Source organism: Aurantimicrobium sp., from assembly GCF_036667855.1.
Taxonomy (GTDB): domain Bacteria; phylum Actinomycetota; class Actinomycetes; order Actinomycetales; family Microbacteriaceae; genus Aurantimicrobium.
The window spans coordinates 1-24,072 of the sequence record NZ_JAVWTF010000018.1 but is presented as its reverse complement, the minus strand read 5'-3'; the positions used below and the strand labels follow the sequence as shown (position 1 = coordinate 24,072).

Annotated in this window: 26 protein-coding genes and 1 pseudogene; 18 read left to right on the top strand and 9 right to left on the bottom strand. The window is 54.9% G+C overall.

All coding sequences use genetic code 11. The features are described 5' to 3' along the window. Positions 1–6: 6 nt before the first annotated feature. The gene (locus tag RR877_RS05435) at positions 7–249 is read left to right on the top strand and encodes a DUF4190 domain-containing protein (RefSeq protein ID WP_332550965.1); all 243 of its coding nucleotides are present in this window, start codon (positions 7–9) and stop codon (positions 247–249) included. Here RR877_RS05435 and RR877_RS05430 read toward each other — a convergent pair. Further along, on the bottom strand, positions 246–1,433 hold the full coding sequence (locus RR877_RS05430; protein WP_332550966.1) for a class I SAM-dependent methyltransferase: 1,188 nt from the start codon (positions 1,431–1,433) through the stop codon (positions 246–248). The two genes, RR877_RS05435 and RR877_RS05430, sit on opposite strands and share 4 nt — an antisense overlap. Positions 1,434–1,563: 130 nt before the next feature. Between RR877_RS05430 and groES the strand changes: the two genes are divergently transcribed. The 7 genes from groES to RR877_RS05395 all read left to right on the top strand — a co-directional run bounded on the left by groES (position 1,564) and on the right by RR877_RS05395 (position 7,046). Next, positions 1,564–1,860 carry a co-chaperone GroES gene (groES, locus tag RR877_RS05425; RefSeq protein WP_110232760.1) on the top strand — a complete coding sequence of 99 codons (297 nt, stop codon included), beginning with the start codon at positions 1,564–1,566 and terminating at the stop codon, positions 1,858–1,860. Between the two features lie 414 nt (positions 1,861–2,274). After that, the gene (locus RR877_RS05420; protein WP_162532625.1) at positions 2,275–2,520 is read left to right on the top strand and encodes a hypothetical protein; all 246 of its coding nucleotides are present in this window, start codon (positions 2,275–2,277) and stop codon (positions 2,518–2,520) included. 167 nt (positions 2,521–2,687) lie between these two features. Then, a complete protein-coding gene (gene rarD, locus RR877_RS05415) occupies positions 2,688–3,638 on the top strand; it encodes an EamA family transporter RarD (protein WP_332550967.1) in 951 nt (316 codons plus the stop codon). Positions 3,639–3,716: 78 nt separating this feature from the next. Further along, entirely contained in the window at positions 3,717–4,520 is an 804-nt protein-coding gene (locus RR877_RS05410; RefSeq protein ID WP_332550968.1) for an ABC transporter substrate-binding protein, read from the top strand. A gap of 197 nt (positions 4,521–4,717) precedes the next feature. Further along, positions 4,718–6,031 (top strand): ABC transporter substrate-binding protein, encoded by a 1,314-nt coding sequence (locus RR877_RS05405; protein ID WP_332550969.1) that lies wholly within the window; start codon positions 4,718–4,720, stop codon positions 6,029–6,031. 162 nt (positions 6,032–6,193) lie between these two features. Further along, positions 6,194–6,694, top strand: coding sequence for a hypothetical protein (locus RR877_RS05400; protein ID WP_162532627.1), 501 nt, complete (start codon positions 6,194–6,196; stop codon positions 6,692–6,694). After that, complete coding sequence (locus RR877_RS05395) at positions 6,678–7,046, top strand: helix-turn-helix transcriptional regulator (RefSeq protein WP_110232766.1); 369 nt, start codon at positions 6,678–6,680, stop codon at positions 7,044–7,046. The genes RR877_RS05400 and RR877_RS05395 overlap by 17 nt, the downstream gene beginning before the upstream one ends. Positions 7,047–7,054: 8 nt before the next feature. Here the strand turns inward: RR877_RS05395 and guaA are convergent, their stop codons facing one another. Genes guaA through guaB form a run of 6 tightly spaced genes read right to left on the bottom strand, consistent with a single transcriptional unit; the run spans position 7,055 to position 14,356 of the window. Continuing rightward, the gene (gene guaA, locus RR877_RS05390) at positions 7,055–8,620 is read right to left on the bottom strand and encodes a glutamine-hydrolyzing GMP synthase (protein ID WP_110232767.1); all 1,566 of its coding nucleotides are present in this window, start codon (positions 8,618–8,620) and stop codon (positions 7,055–7,057) included. Then, a complete protein-coding gene (locus RR877_RS05385) occupies positions 8,617–9,147 on the bottom strand; it encodes a DUF3817 domain-containing protein (protein WP_110232768.1) in 531 nt (176 codons plus the stop codon). Before RR877_RS05385 ends, guaA begins: the two co-directional genes overlap by 4 nt. A gap of 9 nt (positions 9,148–9,156) precedes the next feature. Beyond that, positions 9,157–9,915 (bottom strand): SURF1 family cytochrome oxidase biogenesis protein, encoded by a 759-nt coding sequence (locus RR877_RS05380; protein ID WP_332550970.1) that lies wholly within the window; start codon positions 9,913–9,915, stop codon positions 9,157–9,159. Then, positions 9,915–11,669, bottom strand: coding sequence for a glycerol-3-phosphate dehydrogenase/oxidase (locus RR877_RS05375; RefSeq protein WP_332550971.1), 1,755 nt, complete (start codon positions 11,667–11,669; stop codon positions 9,915–9,917). The genes RR877_RS05380 and RR877_RS05375 overlap by 1 nt, the downstream gene beginning before the upstream one ends. Positions 11,670–11,671: 2 nt before the next feature. Continuing rightward, a complete protein-coding gene (locus RR877_RS05370; protein WP_280795669.1) occupies positions 11,672–12,835 on the bottom strand; it encodes a GuaB3 family IMP dehydrogenase-related protein in 1,164 nt (387 codons plus the stop codon). 27 nt (positions 12,836–12,862) lie between these two features. Then, entirely contained in the window at positions 12,863–14,356 is a 1,494-nt protein-coding gene (guaB, locus tag RR877_RS05365) for an IMP dehydrogenase (RefSeq protein ID WP_332627778.1), read from the bottom strand. Positions 14,357–14,619: 263 nt separating this feature from the next. Between guaB and RR877_RS05360 the strand changes: the two genes are divergently transcribed. The 8 genes and pseudogenes from RR877_RS05360 to RR877_RS05325 all read left to right on the top strand — a co-directional run bounded on the left by RR877_RS05360 (position 14,620) and on the right by RR877_RS05325 (position 21,951). Next, positions 14,620–15,969, top strand: a complete 1,350-nt coding sequence (locus RR877_RS05360; RefSeq protein WP_277494972.1) for a branched-chain amino acid ABC transporter permease — start codon at positions 14,620–14,622, stop codon at positions 15,967–15,969. A gap of 11 nt (positions 15,970–15,980) precedes the next feature. After that, positions 15,981–16,967 carry a branched-chain amino acid ABC transporter permease gene (locus RR877_RS05355; RefSeq protein WP_332627777.1) on the top strand — a complete coding sequence of 329 codons (987 nt, stop codon included), beginning with the start codon at positions 15,981–15,983 and terminating at the stop codon, positions 16,965–16,967. Further along, positions 16,960–17,910: an ABC transporter ATP-binding protein gene (locus tag RR877_RS05350; protein ID WP_110232774.1), complete on the top strand. Its 951-nt coding sequence runs from the start codon at positions 16,960–16,962 to the stop codon at positions 17,908–17,910. Before RR877_RS05355 ends, RR877_RS05350 begins: the two co-directional genes overlap by 8 nt. Continuing rightward, positions 17,910–18,668: an ABC transporter ATP-binding protein gene (locus RR877_RS05345; RefSeq protein WP_277494975.1), complete on the top strand. Its 759-nt coding sequence runs from the start codon at positions 17,910–17,912 to the stop codon at positions 18,666–18,668. Before RR877_RS05350 ends, RR877_RS05345 begins: the two co-directional genes overlap by 1 nt. A gap of 283 nt (positions 18,669–18,951) precedes the next feature. Then, entirely contained in the window at positions 18,952–20,208 is a 1,257-nt protein-coding gene (locus RR877_RS05340) for a DUF4143 domain-containing protein (protein ID WP_332551584.1), read from the top strand. 25 nt (positions 20,209–20,233) lie between these two features. Next, a pseudogene (locus tag RR877_RS05335) lies at positions 20,234–20,492 on the top strand (ABC transporter ATP-binding protein); the annotation flags it as partial. 104 nt (positions 20,493–20,596) lie between these two features. Then, positions 20,597–21,205, top strand: a complete 609-nt coding sequence (locus RR877_RS05330) for a hypothetical protein (protein ID WP_332551241.1) — start codon at positions 20,597–20,599, stop codon at positions 21,203–21,205. Further along, entirely contained in the window at positions 21,205–21,951 is a 747-nt protein-coding gene (locus RR877_RS05325; protein WP_277495546.1) for a hypothetical protein, read from the top strand. Before RR877_RS05330 ends, RR877_RS05325 begins: the two co-directional genes overlap by 1 nt. Positions 21,952–21,965: 14 nt before the next feature. Here the strand turns inward: RR877_RS05325 and RR877_RS05320 are convergent, their stop codons facing one another. Both RR877_RS05320 and RR877_RS05315 read right to left on the bottom strand, forming a co-directional pair. Continuing rightward, entirely contained in the window at positions 21,966–22,301 is a 336-nt protein-coding gene (locus RR877_RS05320; RefSeq protein WP_280795662.1) for a helix-turn-helix transcriptional regulator, read from the bottom strand. Positions 22,302–22,339: 38 nt separating this feature from the next. Continuing rightward, the gene (locus RR877_RS05315) at positions 22,340–22,702 is read right to left on the bottom strand and encodes a type II toxin-antitoxin system RelE/ParE family toxin (RefSeq protein WP_332627776.1); all 363 of its coding nucleotides are present in this window, start codon (positions 22,700–22,702) and stop codon (positions 22,340–22,342) included. Positions 22,703–22,866: 164 nt separating this feature from the next. Here RR877_RS05315 and RR877_RS05310 point away from each other — a divergent pair, with 164 nt between their 5' ends. Continuing rightward, positions 22,867–23,187 (top strand): nucleotide pyrophosphohydrolase, encoded by a 321-nt coding sequence (locus RR877_RS05310; protein ID WP_332551239.1) that lies wholly within the window; start codon positions 22,867–22,869, stop codon positions 23,185–23,187. Next, positions 23,174–24,072 (top strand): DEAD/DEAH box helicase family protein (locus RR877_RS05305; RefSeq protein WP_332627775.1); only part of this gene is annotated, 899 nt, incomplete at its 3' end. The genes RR877_RS05310 and RR877_RS05305, both read left to right, overlap by 14 nt.

Genomic DNA, 24,072 nt, shown 5'->3' with positions numbered 1-24,072 from the left:
AGAACTATGACCACACCACGCCAAGAACGTTTAGCCACCTGGAATGCGTGGGCGGTAGTCGCCATTGCCTGTGTTTTGCTTCTGGTCGTAGGTGTGCTCGCTGTCATCTTGGGCAACAAAGCCATCAACGAAATCAAGAAGAGTAACCAGCGGGGATTGAAACTCGCTCAGTGGGCGGTTGTGCTGGGCTATGTCGAGATTGTCTCGGGCGTGATTGTGCTCACCGCCATCTTGGCAATTACGTATTAGAGGCGCTGAGCAAGAATTGCCACCCGGCGCTCGCCGAGGCGGGTCAAGAACAGCGTTGCGCTGTTCTTACCGGAAAGACTCAGGCGCTTTCGGAACTCTGCGGGATCGATATCTACACCGCGCTTCTTGATCTCGAGTGTGCCAATGCCACGTGACTTGAGTTCCTTAGCCAGCACCTTCACATCCAGCGCAAACTCGTGCACCACCTCGAAGGTGGAGGCAAAGGGTGTGCTCACGGCAACGTCACTGCTCATATAGGCAATGTGCTCATCGAGCATGTGGGCGCCGATGCTTCTGGCAAAGTCACCGATCAGGCGTGCTCGAATAACAGCACCGTCTGGTTCATAGAGATACTGTCCCAGTTCTCCCACTTCGGCATCTGCCGAGTCGGCAGCAGCGGTGAGTTCGTGGAGTCCGTCCGCATTCATCACCAGAGCTGCGCGGGTAATGCCCTCGCGCTTCAGCGGACCAAACCACAGTCCCACCTCAACTACGTCACCGCCGACCGAGATCCATTGAGCTTCACTAGTGTCAGGAATAAGGTCGCGGTCAAAGCCGGGGCCGAGCTTGATGCCGGTGGGGAGTTTTTCTGCCAAGCCGAATGCGAAGTCGAGCGAGGGGGAGTAATCCTCTGCGTTAGCTAAACGGTTGGTGTTGGTGTGGCCGGAGGTACGACGGGCGGGGTCGAGATAGACCGACTCCACATCGGAGAGATCAGTTTCTTCAGCCGTGCCATGACTTACTCTGGCTTCGGGGAAGGGGGAGAGGTTGTAGGTGGTGATGGCAGCGGTGACCTCGTCAGCATCCACGGCATGAACCTGCAGGCCTGCCCCCGCGAAGGCCAATGCATCTGCTCCAATTCCACAGCCGAGGTCGGCTACGCTTGTGAGCCCTGCGCGAACATAACGACCGGCATGAAGAGCAGCAACGGGAAGCCGGGTGGCCTGCTCGAGCCCTGCTTCTGTGAAGAGCATGCGCTGGGCAAAGTCCCCGAACTTGGCCACTGCTTTGCCGCGCAGCTTGGCTTGGGTGAGCACAGTGGCCACTAATGACGCGGAATTTCCGTCTTTGCGTAAGCCGGCAACAATCTTCAGCACGTCTGTGCTGGAAGTGTAGGGAGGAAGAGAATCCAGCAACGCTACCCCTTCGGGGGTGAGTAATTCGCGTAGTTCAGCGCTCTCCATGGTTGTAAACCTACCAATCCTTGAGCTGGCACTCACATTGCGCGAGTGCTAGTTCACGCCGTACACTCGTAGTTAGCACTCGATACGTTCGGGTGCTAATCCCATACTTAGTTCAAGAAAGAGGTCAACCGTGTCGGTCGCCATCAAGCCGCTCGAAGATCGCATTGTTATCAAGCAGGTTGAAGCCGAGCAGACCACTGCTTCCGGTCTCGTTATTCCTGACACTGCCAAGGAAAAGCCCCAGGAGGGCGTTGTCGTTGCAGTAGGCCCCGGCCGCATTGACGACAACGGTAACCGTGTTCCTCTGGACATCGCCGAAGGTGACAAGGTTATCTACTCCAAGTACGGCGGAACCGAAGTGAAGTACGCAGGCGAGGAATTCCTCGTTCTCTCGGCTCGCGACGTTCTCGCAATTGTTGTTCGCTAAATTCGTTTAGCACTCACTGTGGCTCCGGTTTATCCGGAGCCACAGTTGTTTAAGCGACCTTCTGAACTATCCACAAGGCCCTTAACGACTCTTATGGGTGTCAGTGGTTGGAGCTAAATTCTGGCCATGGCATTCAAGCGGGCAGACAAAGTTTTTGTAGATGAATCGAAAGAACGTGGCTATTTTCTGGTAGCTACAAGTTCAGAAATCAACACACTCCGAGATTCAGATAAGGCTCTGAGGAAACTGCTAAAAACTGGCCAACGACGCCTTCACTTCAAAAGTGAGAGCGACAGCCGTAGACGCGAAATTCTGTCTGTAATGTCCAGATTGGATTTGAGTGTGACCGTATTTGTTTGCCAGGGGCTTTCTGAAAAAGAGGCTCGAGCCTTATGCCTTAAGGCTCTAATTGGTATGGCGGTAGATTCGGAAATCTTCTCGTTAGTCATTGAGCGTGATGAGTCCATCGTGCAAGCTGATCGGCGAGTGATTGCCGGAATACTCCTAGCGCAGGAAACCTCACTGCAATATTCGCTTGTTGGTCCTCACGAACATCCACTGCTGTGGGTGAGCGATGCTGTTGCGTGGTCATTCAACAGCGGTGGTGACTGGCTCAGAAGGAGTAGCCCCATTGTGGACGAAGTAATTTATCTCACTTAAAAAGTGTGAGCCTGGCTCGCGAACCGTCCGGAACACTGCCAAGCTCTTAGGGCTACTGCCCGCCACTGCTCTAATGATACGCGAGCTGGATGAAAATTTCTAGTCACTGTTAGCACTTCATTGGTTGCAAAGGATAGTCAGAGGTTGCTCAGGAGTAGGCTCGAACCATGTCTTCTCCCGGTGCATCTGCTGTGCCCGAGAAGCTCTCTCGTTCCGGCTTGCTCTACGCTTTTGGCGCTTATGGCCTATGGGGATTGTTCCCGCTGTACTTCCTCATGTTGGAGCCGGCTACCCCCTTTGAAGTTGTTGGCTACCGCATCCTGTTCTCTCTCATCTTCTGTGCCTTCTTGATTGCGGTCACCAGGAACTGGAAGAAGCTGTTCGCCATCATGGCGCAGCGCAAGCTCATGCTTACTCTCGGTGTTGCAGCGGTGCTGATTTATATCAACTGGCAGGTCTTCATCATCGCGGTGTTGAGTAACCAGATTGTGGAGTCTTCGCTCGGCTACTTCATCAACCCCATCGTCACGGTGGTGTTGGGTGTGTTGGTGCTGCGCGAGAAACTCCGTCCCCTGCAGTGGGTTGCCGTCGGTATCAGCTTTGTCGCCGTCATTGTTCTCACTGTGAGCTATGGCACCATTCCCTGGATCTCACTGACCTTGGCGGCGTCCTTTGGTCTCTATGGCTTAATCAAGAAGCGCACCGGTGGTGTCGTCGACGCTATCAGTGGCCTCACCATTGAGACTATTTGGATGACGCCGGTGGCGATCATCCAGTTGATCATAGTGTCCAACCTGGTGGGCCTGACCTTCTTTGGCTATGGCATTCCCCACACCTTGCTTTTAGCTTCTGCCGGTGTTGCCACGGCAGTGCCCTTAATCATGTTTGGTGCTGGAGCCAGGCGGTTGCCACTTACCGCCATCGGTTTGATCCAATACTCCACACCCGTCTTCTCCTTCTGCATGGCTGTCTTCGTATTGCACGAACCCATGCCACCGGTTCGCTGGGTGGGCTTCTTCATCATTTGGGTGGCACTGATTGTGCTCACCACAGACATGCTGCGCAATGGCAAAGCAAACAGACTCGCTCGCGCAGCCGAAGAGCTCACTATCGAATAGAGCGCGTGCCATCAGCACGAACTGGGAATCTGGTCGGTACTGTTGAGCGGTAAGTTCGCTTTGATGAAAAGGGTTACCGTGGGTTTCAACAAAATTGCCACCGTGTTCGTTGCTGGTGCAGTAGTTCTCGGAATGGCTGCCTGCTCGGGCGGTTCCGCCGTTACTCCCACCGTGACCCCGACTGCTGTGAAGCCATCTGGTGACGGCATCCTGCGCATCGGTGACATGACCCCGGTCTCGGGTGACCTTGCAGCCTACGCAGCAGCCCAGGCTGCTGGTGTTGACCTCGCTGCTCAGGAAGTCAATGAGCAGGGTGGTTACAACAAGGTTCCCGTTGAGGTGCTCCACCGCAACGCAGGCGATGGTGACCCTGCTGCTACCGAAGCTAGCTTCAACGATCTCGTCTCGCGTGGCGTGGACGTCATTATTGCTCCTGCTTCGGCAACAGTGGTTGCCACTCTGGAAGAACTCGTAGCGAAGAACGACAGCAATGTGGCCATCGTCTCCATTGCCAACAAAAAGACTGCTCCTAAGGGAGCAACCGTTGCCGCGATCACTCCAGATGAGACACTGAGCAAGCGCCTCAAGGCGTCAGACCCCAGCCTGTCGGAGCTCGGTTACGGCGCTGAAGCGTATGACCTTGCCATTGCATCCATCCTGGCTGCCACCGTCAGCAAGGATGACGGCGGCGCATCCATTACTCAGGGCCTGATCGCCGTTACCCTGCAGAACGGCTTCCCCTGCACCAGCTACGGCATGTGTGTTTCGGCTGTCGGCGACAAGCAAGCCATCAACTACACCGGACCTGCTGGTCAGATTAACTATGACCCCACCACCGGTGTTGCCTACTTCGGCAAGACCATCGACGTGGCCAAGAAGTAGTCACACGCACAATTTCTCCGTTTTAAGCACCAGATAGGCGTTTTCGCCTGCTTTTGTGACGCTTTCTTTCGGTATCAAACAGTTTGTTACCTAGTTGTAACCCGCAAATGTTGTCTGGGGAAACATCTCTCGCCTAGTTTGGTAATACAACAGAGCGCATCGTTGCGCTCTGATCACATAAATCACCAAGGAGTACCATGCGAGAACTTTCTCTCCGCACTCGTGCACTCGGTGGTCTTGCTCTCGCAGCAACCTCAGCACTCGTGCTGGCTGGCTGTGCAAGCGGATCAACCGACGGTGGCTCAAGCGACGCAGCGTACAAAGCTGCTAAGTGTGCCGCCGACAGCACTAGCGACAACACCTTCAAGGTAGGAACCCTCCTGCCCGTCACCGGTAACCTCGCCTTCCTCGGCCCACCCGAAATCGCTGGTGTTGGTCTTGCAATCGCAGACATCAACGCAGCTGGTGGCGTAAACGGAACCGACGCTTGTCTCTACGAAACCGACTCCGGTGACTCGAGCGACATGTCTGTTTCTACCGCTTCGGCAGAAGACCTCATCAAGCAGAAGGTATCGGTTGTACTTGGTGCAGCTTCTTCCTCCGTATCTCTCAACGTTGTTGACTCGTTCACCGAGGCTGGCATCGTGGAGATCTCTCCTGCTAACACCTCTGCAGCCCTTTCCGGCTACAGCCCCTTCTACTTCCGCACCGCACCACCAGACACCGTACAGGGCTCTGCTCTCGGTCAGCTGATCACCGGTGACGGAAACTCGAAGATTGCATTCCTCGTATTCAACGACTCCTACGGAACCGGTCTTCGTGACTCGACCGAGGCATCCATCGTTGAAGCTGGTGGCTCCGTTGTATACGGTGCCAAGGGCGCTGGCCAGGAATTCCCTCCTGCTCAGACCACCTTCTCTTCTGAGGTAACTGCTGCTCTGGCTACTCAGCCTGACGCACTCGTAGTTATCGCATTCGACGAGACCAAGGCAATCATCCCCGAGCTCGTAGCTCAGGGTTGGGACATGGCTAACACCTACTTCACCGATGGAAACACCGGATCCTTCGAGAAGGACTTTGAAGCAGGTACCCTCGAAGGTGCTCAGGGAACCATTCCTGGTGCAGCTCCTTCGGACGAGCTGAAGGCACTCCTCGGCAAGTACTGGTCTGACGTTCAGGGCGAAGAGCTCACTGACTTCAGCTACGCTGCCGAGTCCTACGACGCAACCATGCTTGCAGCACTTGCTGCAACCAAGGGTGGCGCAACCACTCCTGCAGCAATCCAGGAAAACCTGGCTGCTGTATCGGGTGCTAACGGTGGCGAAAAGTGCACTACTTACGCTGACTGTGTAGCTCTCATCAAGGATGGTAAGGACATTCAGTACCAGGGCCCATCTTCGGTTGGTCCTTTCAACGCAAAGAATGACCCATCCTCCGCGTTCATCGGTATCTACAAGTACAACGATGTAAACGTTCCAGTATGGGCATCCGCTGTTGAGGGTAAATCCTAAACAGTAAATGCACTGAAGTAGTCACCCCTCGGGCCTCGGCCCGGGGGGTGACCTCTTTTAACTCGGTTTGTACTTGTTCCACCAGATCTTGCCATCTCTGAATTTGTCCACATCTAGATCGGCGCAGCATTTACAGATCCTGCTGACAGTTAATCTGCGCAGATGAGTGAAAAAACAACTTTACATTTAAGTAAAGTTTCCCGTACGCTGATTTATGTGGGAACACATTTTGCAATTGAATGTGCCATTCGAAAGGATGGCACTTCGCCTGCCATGAGGATGCTGAATCAGCTTGCGCAGGCCCGGGTGGAGATTCCAGATTTTCCACCACCGGATACTGCTCAACCATTGTTTCTAACCGATCTGATGATTTTCATCAAGGAAATCGCAGATGGGTACCTGCCTCGGTCAGGTGCTCTGAATTACCTCACAGAGGGCGTATGGGAACTGAAAAGAGAAACGATTCGCATCACCTTTTATGACACTGATGGAGCGGGGAATTTCCACGGTCACCAACGCAAGAGTTTCCTTGAAGATCAGTTCTATCCGATTTTGAGATTAGGGCACAGTTTCGTCAAACAATCAGCGAAAACGTCTCAGGAAGATATTAATCTGGCACTCCTTACTAGAAAAGAGGACATTGATTATGACAAAGCAAGCTAAGGCAGCACTTACGGTGTTTGATGACCTTGGCACCTCTCCTCTGGGTGCTCGTGAACTTGCCGCGTCTCAACTTACTAATGATGCGCTTGTTCTTCTTCAGACAGCGTTGTCGAGTACAGGTGTCACTCAGAAACAACTGGCAGAAATATTGGGCATTGGCGAAAGTCGTGTTTCCCAAGTTGTGAATGGTGATGGCAATCTCAAACTCACTACCTTTGCCAGATACATGAGAGCTTTGGGTTACGCCGTCACGTTCAACGTCACACCTGTGGAACGCACTAGTCCTGAACTAACCCGTGAACGCAGAAAACCAGCGATCACCTCAAGCCAGAGGAAAGTCATCAACCCTTAGGGGTTGAATTACTCCCACTCAATAGTTCCTGGTGGCTTGCTGGTGACATCCAGCACGACGCGGTTCACGCCAGCAACCTCGTTGGTAATGCGGTTCGAGATCTTGGCCAGCAAGTCGTAGGGAAGACGCGTCCAGTCTGCAGTCATGGCATCTTCTGAAGACACGGGACGCAAGACGATGGGGTGACCGTAGGTGCGACCATCTCCCATGACGCCCACGGATCGCACATCAGCCAGAAGGACAACGGGGCACTGCCAGATCTGGTCGTCTAGGCCCGCAGCGGTCAGCTCGTGACGCACGATGGCGTCTGCTTCGCGGAGTAGGTCCAGACGCTCCTGAGTGATCTCTCCGACGATACGAATACCGAGTCCAGGACCGGGGAAGGGCTGGCGTCCCACGATCTCGTGGGGAAGACCCAGCTCGCGACCAATGGCGCGAACCTCGTCCTTGAAGAGCGCACGCAGAGGTTCAACCAATTCAAACTGGAGGTCATCAGGAAGGCCGCCCACGTTGTGGTGGCTCTTGATGTTGGCAGTTCCACTGCCACCACCCGATTCCACCACGTCGGGGTAGAGGGTTCCTTGCACCAAGAACTTGATGGGCTCACCATCGGCAGCAGCTTCGGCCATCAGGTCGCGTTCTGCCTGCTCGAAGGTGCGAATGAATTCGCGGCCAATAATCTTGCGCTTGGTCTCAGGGTCGCTGACACCTGCGAGGGCGTTCAAGAACTGCTCGCGCACGTCCACAGTCACCAAGCGAATGCCGGTGGCCTTGACGTAGTCTTCTTCAACCTGGCGGCGCTCGTCCTGACGGAGCAGACCGTGGTCCACAAAGACACAAACCAGCTGGTCGCCCACTGCCTTGTGAACAATGGCTGCTGCCACAGCGGAGTCAACACCACCAGATAGACCGCAGATCACGCGGCTGGTGCCCACCTGAGCGCGGATAGCAGCAACCTGCGTCTCAATGACGTTCTCGCTGTTCCAGTCCGCAGGAAGCCCAGCACACTTGTGCAGGAAGTTCTCGAGTAGATCCTGACCACACTCAGAGTGCTTGACCTCAGGGTGCCACTGAACGCCGTAGAGACGGCGTTCGTCGTTGGCGAAGGCCGCAACAGGAGTTGCGTCCGTCGAGGCAACGACGGTGAATCCTGCCGGTGCGGTGGCGACCTGGTCACCGTGGCTCATCCACACTGTCTGAGTCGTGGGCTGTCCGCCCACGAGAGCGTGGTCTGCCTTAACAGCCATGTCGGTTGCGCCGTATTCGCGTCCCCCCGTCTGGGCAACGGCTCCGCCAAGGGCCTGAGCCATCACCTGGAAGCCGTAGCAAATACCAAAGACGGGAATGCCGAGTTCGAGGATGGCAGGGTCGAGTGAAGGAGAGCCTGGCTCATAGACGCTGGAGGGGCCACCGGAGAGCACAATACCCACGGGGTTCTTGGCTGAGACCTCAGCAGCGGTAATCGAGTGGGGAACAATCTCGGAATACACGCCCGCTTCGCGAACGCGACGGGCAATGAGTTGTGCGTACTGGGCGCCGAAGTCAACGACGAGTACGGGCTGGGGCTGCGTCACGCGGCCTCTCCTTTTGCTGGGGTGGGGGATTGGAGAACAGAGGGGTCTTGGGTTGCCAGGAATGCCACAACCTTCTTGGCATAGAAGTGCTCAACAACGAAGGACAAACCAGGGATGATGCCACCGAGGGCAATGATGAGCAGCTTGCCAAAGCTCCAGCGCATCATGGACCAGATACGGAAACCGGCAAAGAGATAAACCACATAGAGCCAGCCGTGGATGACCAAGATGCCAATAGAGAGGTTGATAGCTTCAACGGTGTCGTTGGGAACAAGAGCCAGGAAACCCTGAGGGCCAAAGAGTTCAATCTCATAGCCAGGCTCAAGGAAGATGAAGTCACCAGTAGCAGGATCAACCATGCCGTTGGGGGCAACGAAAGCATTCGTGCGGTAGTCGATGCAGTACTTCAGAATCATCTCGGCAACGAGAAGAAGAAGGAACGTACCGGTGATGTAAGACATCACCTTGTAGAACTTCAGTGCCTTCGGAATCCGAGGGATATCAACGGTGCGCGGGGCTAAAGGCATGGCTCTAGTTTACTTCGCCTCGAGCTGAGCTTTTTCTTCGAGTTCACGCTCATAGGCGTCCTTGACCAGGCGCCACCAGATGAAGAATGCGAAGCCAGCGAAAACAATCCACTCCACGGCATAGAAGATGTTCAGCCAGTTCACGGAGCCCTCATTCATGGGCGGAATGGATTCAATAACGTCCAAACCCGAAGGGGCAACATCGGCCACGAGATAACCCTCATAGACCGGCCCAGAGAAGTTAGGCCAGAGGTTTACCAGCGACGCCACCGAAAGCGTGCTCTCCACGAAAGGCCCTTGGTCACCTTCGGGGACCACTGGTGCCTCGGTGGGCATGAAACGTCCCGTCACCACGGCAGGTTCAACCTCAGCAGCGGCATTGAGCTCGTCTTCCACGGCCAGCACCGTAACTTCGTCCGCAGCCCAGCCCAGAGCAATGGGCAGCGAGCCTTCTTCAGCGAGGAAGCGACCCACGAGCCAATACCCTGCCTCACCGTAGTTGAGTCGGCCAGTGAGCACGGTGTAGGAATCAGGAACGAGCACACCGGTGACTTCAGTCATATGACCACTGGCAACCTCGGAGGGTGCGATTCCGGGCACCTGTAACTCCACCAAGGGAATGATGGTCTCGGATTCAGCATCAATGGGCTGCGAGGCAATGATGGCTCGTTCGAGCTGCCATTGACCCAGCCACGCAAAAGCGGCAGCAGCTCCCATCACCAGGAGCAGGAACGCAATCCAGCGAACTTTCAGAGCAGTACGCAGCATCAGGCAGGCATCTCGGTAATCGAGGGCACGGCCGTGCGAATAGCGTTGGCTGCTTCATCAGTAGTTTGCTGCTCGGCAGCAAACTCTGCTTCGATGCCGAGACGGAAGTTCTTTACTTCCTTCTTCTCTGTCGCAGCGCTCCACCCGAGCAGCGTGCCCATGATCTTGCCCACCACGACAGCAGCTTCAATGCCCCGATCCCGCGTTTCAATGGTGAAACGCGTGCGACGGGACAGCACGTCTTCGATGTGCAGAGCACCCTCGTGAGTCACGGCATAGGTGACCTCAGCCAGGAGGTAGTCAGGGTTACCAGGTAGAGACTCGGCCTGCTTTGGATCAGCCGCAATGATGGCGAGCAGATCTTCTGCCATCGAGCCGTAGCGGTTGAGCAGATGCTCCACCACAGACTTCGGCAGACCCGCACGCGCAGCGGTGCGGGTGCGACGGTTCCACGAGGCCTTGTAACCAGCAGCACCGAGTAAGGGAACAGACGCGGTCACACTGGCGGGGATAGAACCTTCACCAGCCAGGGTGTTGAGTTCTTCCACGGCCGCATCCACGGCGTCGTTCGCCATCACGCGGTAGGTGGTCCACTTACCGCCGGCAATGAGCACCAGCCCTGGCTTGGGCTTGACCACGACGTGTTCACGGCTGAGCTTCGTGGTGGATTCAGAGTCACCGGCCAGCAAGGGACGCAGACCCACATACACGCCCTCGATATCGTCGTGCGTAATGGGGTCATCGAGTACTGCGTTCACGTGATCGAGCACGTATTGAATATCTGTGGCGGTGGCAGAAGGATGTGCCTTGTCGTAGTGCCAGTCGGTGTCGGTGGTGCCAATGATCCAGTGACGACCCCAGGGAATAACAAAGAGCACAGACTTCTCGGTGCGCAGCAGCAGACCCATGACCGACTTGAAGCGATCACGCGGAACCACAATGTGGATCCCCTTCGATGCCCGCACGCGCAGCGTGCCGCCATCGTGGACAAGCTCTTGGGTGGTTCCGGTCCACACTCCGGTGGAGTTAATGACCTGCTTGGCGCGGATGGGGAATTCTTTTCCAGTCTCCAGATCACGCACGGTAACCCCGACGACCTGACCCTTCTTCTGCAGGAAGCCAATGACCTCGGTGCGGTTCGCCGCGTGAGCGCCGTTGGCGACCGCCGTGCGAACCAGATTCACGACATAGCGGGCATCATCGACGCGACCGTCGTAGTAGCTCATGCCACCGATGATCCCTGAGGACTTGAGACTTGGTGCGGCCAAACCAATCTGGCGCTTGCTCAGGTGACGGTGGTGTCCGACGCCGGGGCGACGGCCACCGGCATAAGAAAAGATGTCATAGAGCAGCATGCCTGCACCCACATAGGCGCGTTCCCAGATCCTGTGCTCCACCGGGTAGAGAAAACGTATGGGCTTGACCAAGTGGGGAGCCAACTGCTGCAACAGCAACCCACGCTCGGTGAGCGCTTCCTGCACCAGGTGGAAGTCGAGCTGTTCGAGGTAGCGAATACCACCGTGCACGAGCTTGGAGGAGCGGCTTGAGGTTCCCGCAGCCCAGTCCTGTGCTTCCACCACACCGACGTTCAGACCGCGCGTAGCCGCATCCAGAGCACAGCCCGCGCCCACGATGCCGCCACCAATGACAAGAATGTCGAGCTCTTCGGCTGCCATGGCAGCCAGCGCTTCAGCACGAGAGTGTGCATTGAGCACACCCTCTCCAGAGAACTGGGAAGAAGCGGTGTCTGTCATGACTAGAGCGTCACGTCAGAAGAAGGAGCAGTGACAGCAGAGCTGCCAGCTGCGCTGTAGGGGGCAACAACAACCTCGACGCGCTGGAACTCCTTGAGGTCGGAGTACCCCGTCGTCGCCATCGAACGGCGCAGGGCACCAACAATGTTGGCGGTGCCATCTGCCACAGCAGCAGGGCCGTAGAGAAGCTGTTCGAGTGGGGCAACCTGACCCACGTGCACGCGGTTACCGCGAGGAAGCTCACCATGGTGTGCTTCGTGGCCCCAGTGCCAGCCACCACCAGGAGCATCGGTGGCACGAGCAAGTGCAGAGCCGAGCATGACGGCGTCAGCACCACAGGCAATGGCCTTCACCACGTCACCAGAGGTGCCCAGGCCACCATCTGCGATGACGTGGACATAGCGTCCTCCGGACTCGTCCATGTAGTCACGACGAGCACCGGCAATATCCGCAATAGCGGTGGCCATAGGTGCGTGAATTCCGAGAGAAGCACGGGTGGTCGAGGCAGCACCGCCACCGAAGCCGACCAGAACACCGGCAGCACCGGTGCGCATCAAGTGCAGGGCTGCGGTGTAGGTGGCTGCGCCACCAACAATGACAGGAACATCGAGTTCATAGATGAACTTCTTCAAGTTCAGAGCTTCAGTTTCCTTGGAGACATGCTCTGCAGAAACCGTGGTGCCACGGATTACAAACAGGTCCACACCCGCGTTGACCACGGTCTGGTAGAACTCCTGGGTGCGCTGTGGAGACAGCGCAGCGGCCACGGTCACGCCAGAGGCGCGAACCTCGGCCAGGCGCGCTGTGATGAGCTCGGCCTTGATGGGCTCGGCATAGAGCTCCTGCATGCGCTTGGTTGCGGTTGCTGCAGGGAGAGAACGTATCTCAGAAAGAACAGGAAGCGGGTTCTCGTAACGAGTCCACAGACCCTCGAGGTTCAGAACCCCCACACCACCGAGCTTGCCCATGGCAATAGCGGTCTCGGGGGAGACCACGGAGTCCATCGGGGCAGCAAGGATAGGAATCTCGAACTGGTAGGCATCAATGCCCCAGCTGACAGACACATCCTGAGGGTCACGGGTGCGACGGCTAGGGACAACAGCGATGTCATCGAAGGCAAAGGCGCGACGAGCACGCTTTGAGCGCCCGATCTCAATTTCAGTCACTGTGGTTCCCCAGACGTTCTTTCTGTATTACTTACGGTAGTTCGGTGCTTCGACAACCATCTGGATGTCGTGTGGGTGGGACTCTTTCAGCCCTGCCGCGGTGATGCGCACGAACTTACCGTTCGATCGAAGTTCGGCAATGGTGCGAGCGCCCACATAGAACATGGACTGGCGCAGGCCACCAACAAGTTGGTGCGCCACAGCAGAGAGAGGTCCACGGTAGGCAACGCGGCCTTCAATACCTTCAGCAATGAGCTTGTCATCGCTGGGGACGTCCGACTGGAAGTAGCGGTCCTTGGAATACGAGGTGCGCTCGCCGCGGGTCTGCAGGGCACCCAAGGAACCCATGCCGCGGTAGCTCTTGTACTGCTTACCGTTGTCGAAGACGAGGTCGCCGGGGCTTTCGTCGCAGCCAGCGAACAAGGAACCCAGCATCACGGACTCAGCACCTGCAACAAGTGCCTTGGCAATGTCACCGGAGTACTGCAAGCCACCATCAGCAATAACAGGAACACCAGCAGGACCAGCAGCCTGGTAGGCCTCCCAGATTGCGGTGACCTGAGGCACGCCCACACCAGCAACAACACGAGTGGTGCAGATAGAACCGGGACCAACACCAACCTTGATGCCGTCAGCACCTGCGTCCACCAGTGCCTGTGCACCGGAACGGGTTGCCACGTTGACATCGATGTGTGCAAAGGAAGGGTCAGTCTTGAGCTTCTTAATAATGTCCAGCACACCAGCAGAGTCACCGTTGGCGGTGTCGACAACAAGGACGTCCACGCCGGCATCGCGGAGTGCCTCCGCACGCTGCCAGGCGTCTCCGAAGAAACCAATAGCGGCACCGACGCGCAAGCGGCCGGCATCGTCCTTGGTGGCGTCAGGGTACTTCTCGGACTTGTCAAAGTCTTTGGTGGTGATCAAACCGGTGAGCTTGCCGGCACCATCGACAATGGGCAGCTTCTCAATCTTGTGCTTACCCAGCAGCGCAATAGCGTCATCAGCAGAGACACCAACAGGAGCGGTAACCAACGGCATCGGGGTCATGACCTCGCGCACGGTGAGCTTCTGCTTGTCTGCATCAGAAACAAAGCGCATATCGCGGTTGGTAATGATGCCGACCAGAGTTCCGTCAGCATCCACAACAGGAAGACCGCTCACGCGGAACTGACCACACAGGCCATCAACCTCAGCAACAGTTGCTTCTGCCGTGGTGGTTACCGGGTTGGTGATCATGCCGGACTCAGAGCGCTTGACCTTATCTACCTGGTCAGCCTGGTCCTCAATAGAGAGGTTGCGGTGCAGGATGCCAATACCGCCCTGACGGGCCATGGCGATAGCCATGCGGGCTTCGGTCACGGTGTCCATAGCGCTGGAGATCAATGGCTTGTTCAGCGTGATGCGGCGGGTAAAGCGGCTGGCAGTGTTTGCCTCGCTCGGAATAACGTCCGTGTGGCCTGGAAGCAGCAGCACGTCGTCGTAGGTAAGTCCAACAAATCCGAATGGATCGTTCTGGGCCATGGATCCCTCTAGTTTCTTAATCTATTTGTCTGAAATTCCGGGCAATTTTCCGCGCCGTTACAGTAATGCAACTCTTATCAAGCTTAACGTGTTGGCGCGAGCTGTCATTCCCCTACTAAAGTCTTATCCGGTCGTCAATATCGCGCGTGGTTAACAAGTGCGACATAATCGACACGTATCGTCTGTCAAAGTCGACAAACGATGTAAGCAAATGGAGGGTAACGCGTGACCAACAGTTCGGTTGCTCTCCCTATGGAGGTGCAGTGGTAAACACAGCTTTAGCGCGCCGCTCCAGCCCCGTTAGCCTGCGAGTCATCTTCGGTGTACTCCTGGGCCTGTTGGTTCTCTCATTCACGCTGGGTACGGGTGCTCCCGCTGCTCACGCTGCAAGTGACGTCTGCGTCGCTAATGCAGAAACTGCGTGTTTTAACGGAACCATCAAGGGTGTTGGTGCTGGTGTCAAACTAACCATCGACGGTAACGGACTTAACGTTGTCGCCGAGACCGACAAAGACGGTAAGTGGAACGCAGCGGTTACAACTGCTGGCGTGTACACCATTACCCTCGACGAGAAGACCCTCCCTGCAGGTGTCACCCTCAAGGGCGACGCTGTCCAGGAGCGAGACATCACCCTTGGTTTCACCAAGGGTGCGATCTTCGCAGTGGATGGTGCAACTGGTGAAGGCGCCGACAACGGCCAATCACAGGAGCAAATTGCCGCAGAGGGATTCAACTGGGACCGCCTTGCACAGCAGGTTGTCTCCGGTCTTCGTCTCGGTCTCCTCCTTGCACTGGCCTCAATCGGTCTTTCGCTCATCTACGGAACTACTGGTCTTTCCAGCTTCTCTCACGCTGAGCAGGTGACCCTGGGTGGTTTGCTGGGTTACACCTTTGCGAACGTCCTGGGCTTGAACATCTTCCTCACGATTCTCATCGTGGTTGTGCTGACCGGTGCTACCGGTTACCTCCAAGATGCATTTATTTGGAAGCCACTGCGTAGGAAGGGTCTCAGCCTGACCCAGATGATCATTGTGACCATCGGTTTGGCACTCGCTATGCAGTACACCTTCCAGATGTTCTGGGGTGCAAAGACCATCCGAATTATCAAGAACAACCCTGAGACCTTCACCATTGGTCCCGTTACCTTGACCTTCGAGTCAATCTGGGCAATGGGTCTCTCGGTCATCGTTCTGATCTTGGTAGGTCTCTTCCTGCTCAAGACCCGTACGGGACGCGCAACTCGCGCCGTATCGGATAACCCAGCACTTGCTGCGGCTTCCGGTATCGACGTAGACCGCATCATCCGTCTGGTCTGGGTCATCGCCACCGCACTTGCTGGTCTTTCCGGCATCATGCTCGGCCTGGTCCTCAACGGCATCAACTGGCAGACAGGTATGCAGCTGCTGCTGCTCATGTTTGCCGCAGTTACCCTCGGTGGTCTCGGTACCGCCTTCGGTGCACTGGTTGGTTCGCTCATCATCGGTATGACCGTAGAGCTCGCCAACTTCGTAGTACCTGGTGACTTCAAGTACGCAACAGCCCTTGTGCTTCTGATTATCATTCTGTTGGTTCGTCCGCAGGGTATCTTCGGTCGCAAAGAGCGGATCGGTTAAGGAGGACAGTCATGGATATGTGGATTAAAGTTCTCTATGACATGTCGGCGAACATGATTCTGCCGACCACCGCTGCCTTTGCTATTGCAGCAATTGGTCTGAACGTTCACTTCGGTTTCACCGGTCTGTTGAACATGGGCCAGGCAGGCTTCATGCTTATTGGTGCGTATGGCTTCGCCATCGCCACCATTGCTGGCTTCCCCTTCTGGGCTGCCACTCTGGTCACCATCGGGTGTGGAACTCTCTTCGCTCTGCTCTTGGGTATTCCAACCCTGAAGCTGCGAGGCGACTATCTAGCTATCGTGACGATTGCCGCGGCGGAAATCGTCCGTATGGTTGGTCGTGCTTCGGTGCTCAACGACATCACGGGTGGATCTAACGGTCTCGCTGGTGAGCAGTTCCGTAACACCTTCAGCGAACTCTCACCGATGCCTGACGGTCAGACCACCATCCTGTGGTTCACCTTCGACAACACCGGTGTGAACGGATGGTTCATCCGTATCGTCGCGTGGAGCCTGGTTGTTATCTTTGCTGTTCTCGTATGGCTTCTGATGCGCTCCCCTTGGGGTCGCGTTATCAAGGGCATCCGTGAAGACGAAGATGCTGTTCGCAGCCTCGGCAAGAACGTCTTCGCCTTCAAGATGCAGTCACTGATCATCGGTGGTGTCCTCGGTGCTATCGGCGGTATGTTCTACGTCCTGCCCACCTCGGTCCAGCCAGATGCTCTCGGTCGTAACATGACCTTCCTCATCTGGACCGCGATGCTCCTTGGTGGCGCTGCCACCATCTGGGGTCCCGTACTGGGTTCCATCCTGTTCTTCGCTCTGCGTATCTTCATTCAGGGCACCGTGGACATCCTTGTCCCCGACGCCATCTTGAACACGCAGCAGACCGAACAGTTCTCATGGATCATGGTGGGTGTCGCACTGATGCTGCTGGTGATCTTTAGACCTCAAGGAATCTTGGGCGACAAGAAGGAGCTGAACTTCAATGTCTAATGCAACAAAGAAGACTGCTGCTGAAGCTCGTGCAGAGCTGAAGACTGTCGCACAGACTCCTGGCGCAGCAAAGCCCGATGCCATCCTCGTGGTCGACAACGTCGTCCGTGACTTCGGTGGTAACCGTGCTGTTGATGTTGATCACTTAGAAGTGCAGCGCGGTGTGATCACCGCACTGATCGGCCCCAACGGTGCCGGTAAGACAACCTTCTTCAACCTCATCACCGGATTCGACCAGCCATCCTCTGCAAAGAAGGCGTTTGGTGGACCCTCCGCTGACAAGGCTGCAAAGTGGTCCTTCAACGGCAAGCTGCTGGGTAACACCGCAGCAGCCTCCGTTGCCAAGAGCGGAATGGTTCGCACCTTCCAGCTGACCAAGGCGCTCTCGCGCCTCACCGTGATGCAGAACATGCTTCTCGGTGCCAAGGATCAGCGTGGAGAATCATTCCTTGCTGCTTTTGTGAAGCCTCTCTGGGCAGCACAAGAGAAGGCAAACATCGCCAAGGCCGAAGATCTTCTCAAGCGCTTCAAGCTCTATGAGAAGAAGGAAGACCTTGCCGGTAGCCTCTCTGGTGGTCAGAAGAAGCTCCTCGAAATGGCACGCGCTCTCATGAGCGACCCCGTCATGATCATGCTCGACGAGCCCATGGCTGGCGTGAACCCTGCACTGACTCAGTCACTGCTGGGCCACATCCAGTCGCTCCGCGACGAAGGAACTACCGTTCTCTTCGTTGAGCACGACATGCACATGGTTCGCCACATCTCAGACTGGGTTGTCGTCATGGCTGAAGGTCGCGTTGTTGCGGAAGGTCCTGCGGACACCGTGATGAGCGACCAGGCTGTTATCGATGCTTACCTCGGAGCCCACCACGACACCGACCTCGGCGATGACTCATTGCTCGAAGAAGGCGCAATGGACGCTCCCAAGAAGGAGAAGAAGTAATGGCTGAAGCAAAGAAGACTGGCGTCGAGCCAGTACTGCGCGCCGACAACCTTGTTGCTGGTTACCTCCCCGGTGTGAACATCCTCAACGGTTGTTCCATCGAGGCTTACCCTGGTGAGCTCATCGGCATCATCGGCCCTAACGGTGCTGGTAAGTCGACTCTCCTCAAGGCACTCTTCGGTCTGGTCAAGATCCGTGAAGGTTCTGTCACCCTCAACGGTGAAGACATCACAGGCTTCAAGACCAACAAGCTGGTTCAGATGGGTGTGGGCTTCGTGCCTCAGACCAACAACGTCTTCCCCAGCCTGACCATCCAGGAGAACCTCCAGATGGGTCTGTTCCTGCAGCCCAAGCGTCTGAACGAGCGTCTCGACGCCATCTTTGACATCTTCCCTGTACTTGCTGACCGTCGTCAGCAGAGCGCAGGATCGCTGTCCGGTGGTGAGCGTCAGTCCGTCGCTATGGCACGCGCCCTGATGATGGACCCTAAGGTCCTTCTTCTGGACGAGCCATCTGCTGGTCTGTCTCCTGTTCGTCAGGATGAGACCTTCATTCGCACACGCCGCATTAACAAGGCTGGCGTCTCGGTCATCATGGTGGAGCAGAACGCTCGTCGTTGCCTCCAGATTGCTGACCGTGGATATGTTCTCGACCAGGGACGCGATGCCTATACCGGCACCGGCCGCGAGCTGGCCGATGACCCTAAGGTCATCGAGCTCTACCTCGGCACCCTGGCAAAGGATGTTGACGCGAAGTAGTCACATAGAAACTCATTACTCGCCCTCTGCGCATATGCAGGGGGCGAGTTGTTTTGTCCACAGATCCATAACTGCTGCGGGAGAAGAAATCAGTGAAAGTTATCTTTGAGGCCACGCTGGATCAAACTTTGTCCGAGTGACGATGAGGCGGAAATCGTTCCACAAACGCGGTAATGAATTTTCAATATTTGTACTAATTATTCTTCAGTATTTCTACGAATATAAATTCAATATTTTTACGAATAGGAATTCAATATTTTTACGAATGGAGTAAAGTTTGGATATGGATGTTGACTACAGGAAACGCCTGATAGATGTGGAACTAGCAATGGTGCTACAGGTCAAAGGTATTGTCCTGCTCGAAGGCCCACGTGCTTGTGGAAAAACAGCGACCACACTGGAGCATTCAGCAAGTCTTGTGAAGTTAGACACAGACCAAAACGCATTGCAGTTAGCTGAAGTTGATCCACAGAGTCTTTTACAAGGCGTAATGCCACGTGGCATTGACGAGTGGCAGCTGGCCCCGCAGTTATGGAATTATGCTCGTCACGAAGTTGATGCTTTGGGAAGCAACGCGACATACATATTCACTGGTTCGGCTGTTCCTGCCGACGACAATACCCGCCATTCAGGAGCTGGTCGAGCAGTGCGGTTGAGAATGAGGCCCATGTCCTTGTTTGAGTCTGGCCTCTCGGCTGGTGAGGTTTCTCTCCATGAATTAGTTCGGCAGGGGACAGTTCCGAAAGCTCCTCGGAAAGAGTTCCCGCTCGACGACGTCATTGAAGCCATATGTCGCGGAGGTTGGCCCGGTATGTTGTCTCTGCCACTCAACCTGGCCCAGCGCAGACTCCGTGGATACATGAGCGAGGTTGCACGCGTAGATATTCAGAATGCAGACAAATCAACTCGTAATCCGATAAAAGTTGCTGCGTTACTCGCATCGCTAGGCCGCAACGTTGGAACAGAAGCGTCCAAAAAGACAATCCTTGAAGATGTCGGAGATTTAGGTCCGGAAACATATGACACCTTGGCGTCATATGTTTCTGACCTAGAGCGCATATTTGTGTTAGAACCGCTTCCTGCCTGGCCGACACATATGCGTTCAAAGTCGGTGGCTAAAAAGAGTTCCAAATGGCATTTTGTAGATCCATCGCTTGCGGTGGCCGCTGTGGATGGAACTCCAGAAAAGTTACGAAATGATTTGAACTATGTGGGCTTCCTCTTCGAATCACTCGTTATACGCGATCTTCGAATTTACTCTCAAGTGGATGAGGGTAAGGTCTGGCACTATCGAGACAGCTCAGGGCTAGAAGTTGATGCGATTGTCAGCTACGACTACGGCCAATGGGCCGCCATCGAAGTGAAACTTGGTTTCAACCAAGTAGATGCCGCTGCGGCAAACTTGCTCAAATTTGCATCGAAAGTAGATGACTCCAAAATGGGAAAGCCAGGGGCATTAATAGTTGTTGTGCCTGGTGGTTGGGCATACACCCGTGAAGACGGAGTGCATGTAGTACCCATTAATCACATGAGAAATTAGCCAAGAGTGGTCAAATCCCACTCAACTGGACGAGCCATCTGCTGGTCTGTCTCCTGTTCGTCAGGATGAGACCTTCATTCGCACACGCCGCATTAACAAGGCTGGCGTCTAAAGTCATCATGGTGGAGCAGAACGCTCGTCGTTGCCTCCAGATTGCTGACCGTGGATATGTTCTCGACCAGGGTCGCGATGCCTACACCGGCACCGGCCGCGAGCTGGCCGATGACCCTAAGGTCATCGAGCTCTACCTCGGCACCCTGGCAAAGGATGTTGACGCGAAGTAGTCAAAGAGAAACTACAACCTCACCCCCGCAGCGATGCGGGGGTGAGGTGTTTAAGGCTCAGGTCAAACATTGACATATATAGTCCGATATCGGACAATATATGTATGTCTCTCACTGTTTCACAAGCTGCCCAACAAGCGGGCATCTCAGCTAGGCAAGTGCGCAGAGCAATTGAAGAAGGCATTCTCTCGGCTGATCGAGTAGGCGCGAGCTACATTATTCAATCCCGACAGTTACAGGCGTTCTCTAGGATCAATCACCGAGGACGCAACTGGAGTGCAGAAACTCAGAATGCGGCACTATCTCTCCTTTCTGGAACCAATGTGGAAGGCCTTGACAGCACAGAGAAGAGCAGGCTGAAGAAGCGGGTAGCGACCATGGCGCTACACGCGCTTATTGGTCAAATCATGAGAGGGCGATATGCGCTGAGGAGATCGGCTACCTCAACTACTCTCAATGATCTTGATATGGCTGTACTTCCTGAGCTGGGACTTTCAGCCAAAGGGGGAAACGCTGTCCTCATTGCTGAAAACGCATCTACTCGTGCACGTGAGCTACGACTGGCACAAGACTCCACAGGTGACATTGTTGTTGTCGAAGGAACTCAAGCACACCGTAAAGTACTCGAAGCGTGTGCGCTCTATATCTTCGGAGATGTGAGAGAACATTCTGCAGCGCAAACCTGGTTAGAGGAGCTTCGGAGAAAGCTGTGATGGAACGAGAGACGGTACATCTCGATGCCACAGGGAGTGAATGGCTAGAGCCACCCTGGCCCGTTGCGTTCGAACTAGCTCGACTTCTTCCACACAGGTCGTGGACTCTTGTCGGTGGCCTCATGGTTTCTCTCCACGCACAGTTGGCGGGGTTGCCTCAACCACGAACTACGACAGATGTTGACAGCGCGCTGCATCTTGAAACGGGTGTTGTGTCGTTTGCGCAGACTGCAGCTTTGCTGCAGAGCGCAGGATTCACTCTCAATGAAGAAACGAAGTTCGCCTACCAGTTCGAGCGATCAGTGGGAGAAGGACAGCCAACGGACAAAGTTGATGTTCTTTGTGCAGATAGGTATGTAGCGAAGAACAAGCCGGCTTATCTGGGGAGGCCACTATTTGGGGTTGCTGGGGGAACCCGGGCACTCAAAGAGACAGTCAATGTTGAGCTCAAGACAGGAGCTGGAAATGTCTCACTTGTCATTCCCAGCGTGAGAGGTGCCCTAGTTCTTAAGGGTGCTGCATACCTGGAAGACCCACGAGACAAGATGCGTCATGCTGAGGACGCAGTGTTGTTGTTGGCATGCCTCACAGATACAGATCACGTTCTCAGCGGATTGAGTAGCGAGAGCCGCAAGCGGGTCAAAGCAATTGTCACGGTGTTGGACCAGAGCACATCGCCTTGGGTCAACCACTCACAACTCGTTCAATCACTGGCGAGGGAAGCTTTAGAGGCTTTAGCGAAGTAGTTGATTTCAGGCACTTATTTTGCCTTGGGAGACTGAACCTGCCCCGGAGGTTCCGAGGGAACCTTCTCCAGTTCCAACCGAACCCGGTATCCCATTGCTCGGGCATAGCGTTGCAGGCTTTGAATCCGAGGATCTCCACCAATTCGTTCGAACTCAGAGATGCTGGACTGTGTGGTCTTCAGACGCTCTGCAATCTGAACTTGAGTTACACCTTCCGAACGCCGTGTGTTTCTCAGCAGTGTGACGAAGTCGATCAAGGCGTCGATGTCTTCGGCGGCGCCCACCAGTGCAGGAGTTTCCCATCCTGCGTCGGGAAACATGCGACGAAGACCAGTGCTGTCAGTACTCATGAGTGTTCTCCAAATATCGTTTTAACACTATATTCTCTCTAGCCACGTTCGTCCATCCGAGATCGCCAGCTGGACCTTCTCGCCGGGGCAAGTGCAATCCATTGCTGAGGAACTTTCTGGGTCTTCTTCACGGCAGCAAGGAGAGCGAGGTGGATACGTTCTTGAAGTTCCATCGAATACAACACACGTATTTGGCGGTTAACCAAACGAATGCGAGCTTCCCAAATCTCTCTACCGAGATAGGTGGAATCGTGCCACGTGCTGTCCTGGGTCTCCAGGCGAAGAAGGACTCGTTCAAGTACGACCATTTCGTAGCGATTAAGTTTCAGTTTCTCTATTTCGCGTTGAACGACTGGTCTGCCAACTTCAGAGACATAAAAGATCCAAGGAATAGTGCTCATCATTCCTTGAGGGTAGGTATTCAAGGTCTTCGAATTTCAGAAATACCGAGATCTGTTAAGACCGGCAAGCGAAATGTGGGTGTGGAGAACAGCACCAAATGATTTGGAATCTGATGGCCTTTGTTGCCGGACATGTGAACTAAGTTCTGCGATAAGTTGAATTCATGGAACAACGTGATGTGATTCAAGCTCTGAGAGAGTTTGTCGAAGAGCGTGATTGGGCTCAGTTCCATACTCCAGAGAACCTCGCCAAGAGCGTGAGCATAGAAGCTGCTGAACTTCTGGAGAACTACCAATGGGGAAGTCCAGCTAACTTAGAAAACGTCCAGGACGAGTTGGCTGATGTGTTGACCTACTGCCTTCTTTTGGCAGACAAACTGGGTATGGACCCTAACGAGATAGTTCTTGAAAAGCTGGCTAAAACTCAACAGAAATACCCTGTTGAGAAAGCGCGGGGGCGCAGCGACAAATATGACCAGCTTTAATATCGAGCGACTTCCGTTCAATAAGGACGCGGTCAGCGTGTGGGCTGAGGCTGATACACGCCACAAGAACTGGCCAGTTGTTTACACAATCGAAGGCACTGACGAGATCTACGTTGGTGAATCCACCAACGTCGCTAACCGCATGTTCCAACATCTTGCGGTTGAACAACGTCAGCACCTGAAGAGGATCAAGGTCATCCTCGATGACCGCTTCAATAAGTCGGTTTGCCTTGACCTCGAATCTCAATTGATTCGCTACCTCGCTGCGGACAGTAAATACAAAGTCCTCAACGGAAACCACGGCATCACAGATGCCGATTACTTCGAACGTGATCGCTATCGCGAGACGTTCAATGAACTCTTTGATGAACTACTAAAAGAAGGTGTCTTCACTCGGAGCATCCCCGACATCGTAAACAGTGACCTGTTCAAGTTCTCACCGTTCAAAGCGCTGAATACAGATCAGTCGGTCGCTATCGAGGGTGTCCTAGAGAAGCTTTTCGAAGACCTCGAAAACAAGACAGATACGCCTATCGTGATCCAGGGCGACCCTGGCACGGGCAAAACGATCGTTGCCGTCTATCTCATGAAGCTCTTGGTAGATATTGCGAAGAGTGCACCAGACGAACAGCTCGACAGCGACTCCATGTTTTCAGACTTCTTCCAGCAGGGTTACCGTGAACAGCTCAGAGACTTCACCATTGGTTTGGTCATTCCGCAACAGTCGTTGCGAAAGTCCATAGAGAAGGTGTTCGCCAAAACTCCTGGGCTATCCAAGTCCATGGTGTTGAGCCCATTTGATGCTGGTGCATCGAAGGAACACTACGACCTCCTCATCGTGGACGACTCACATCGCCTGGGTCAGCGTTCTAACCAGCCCTCTGC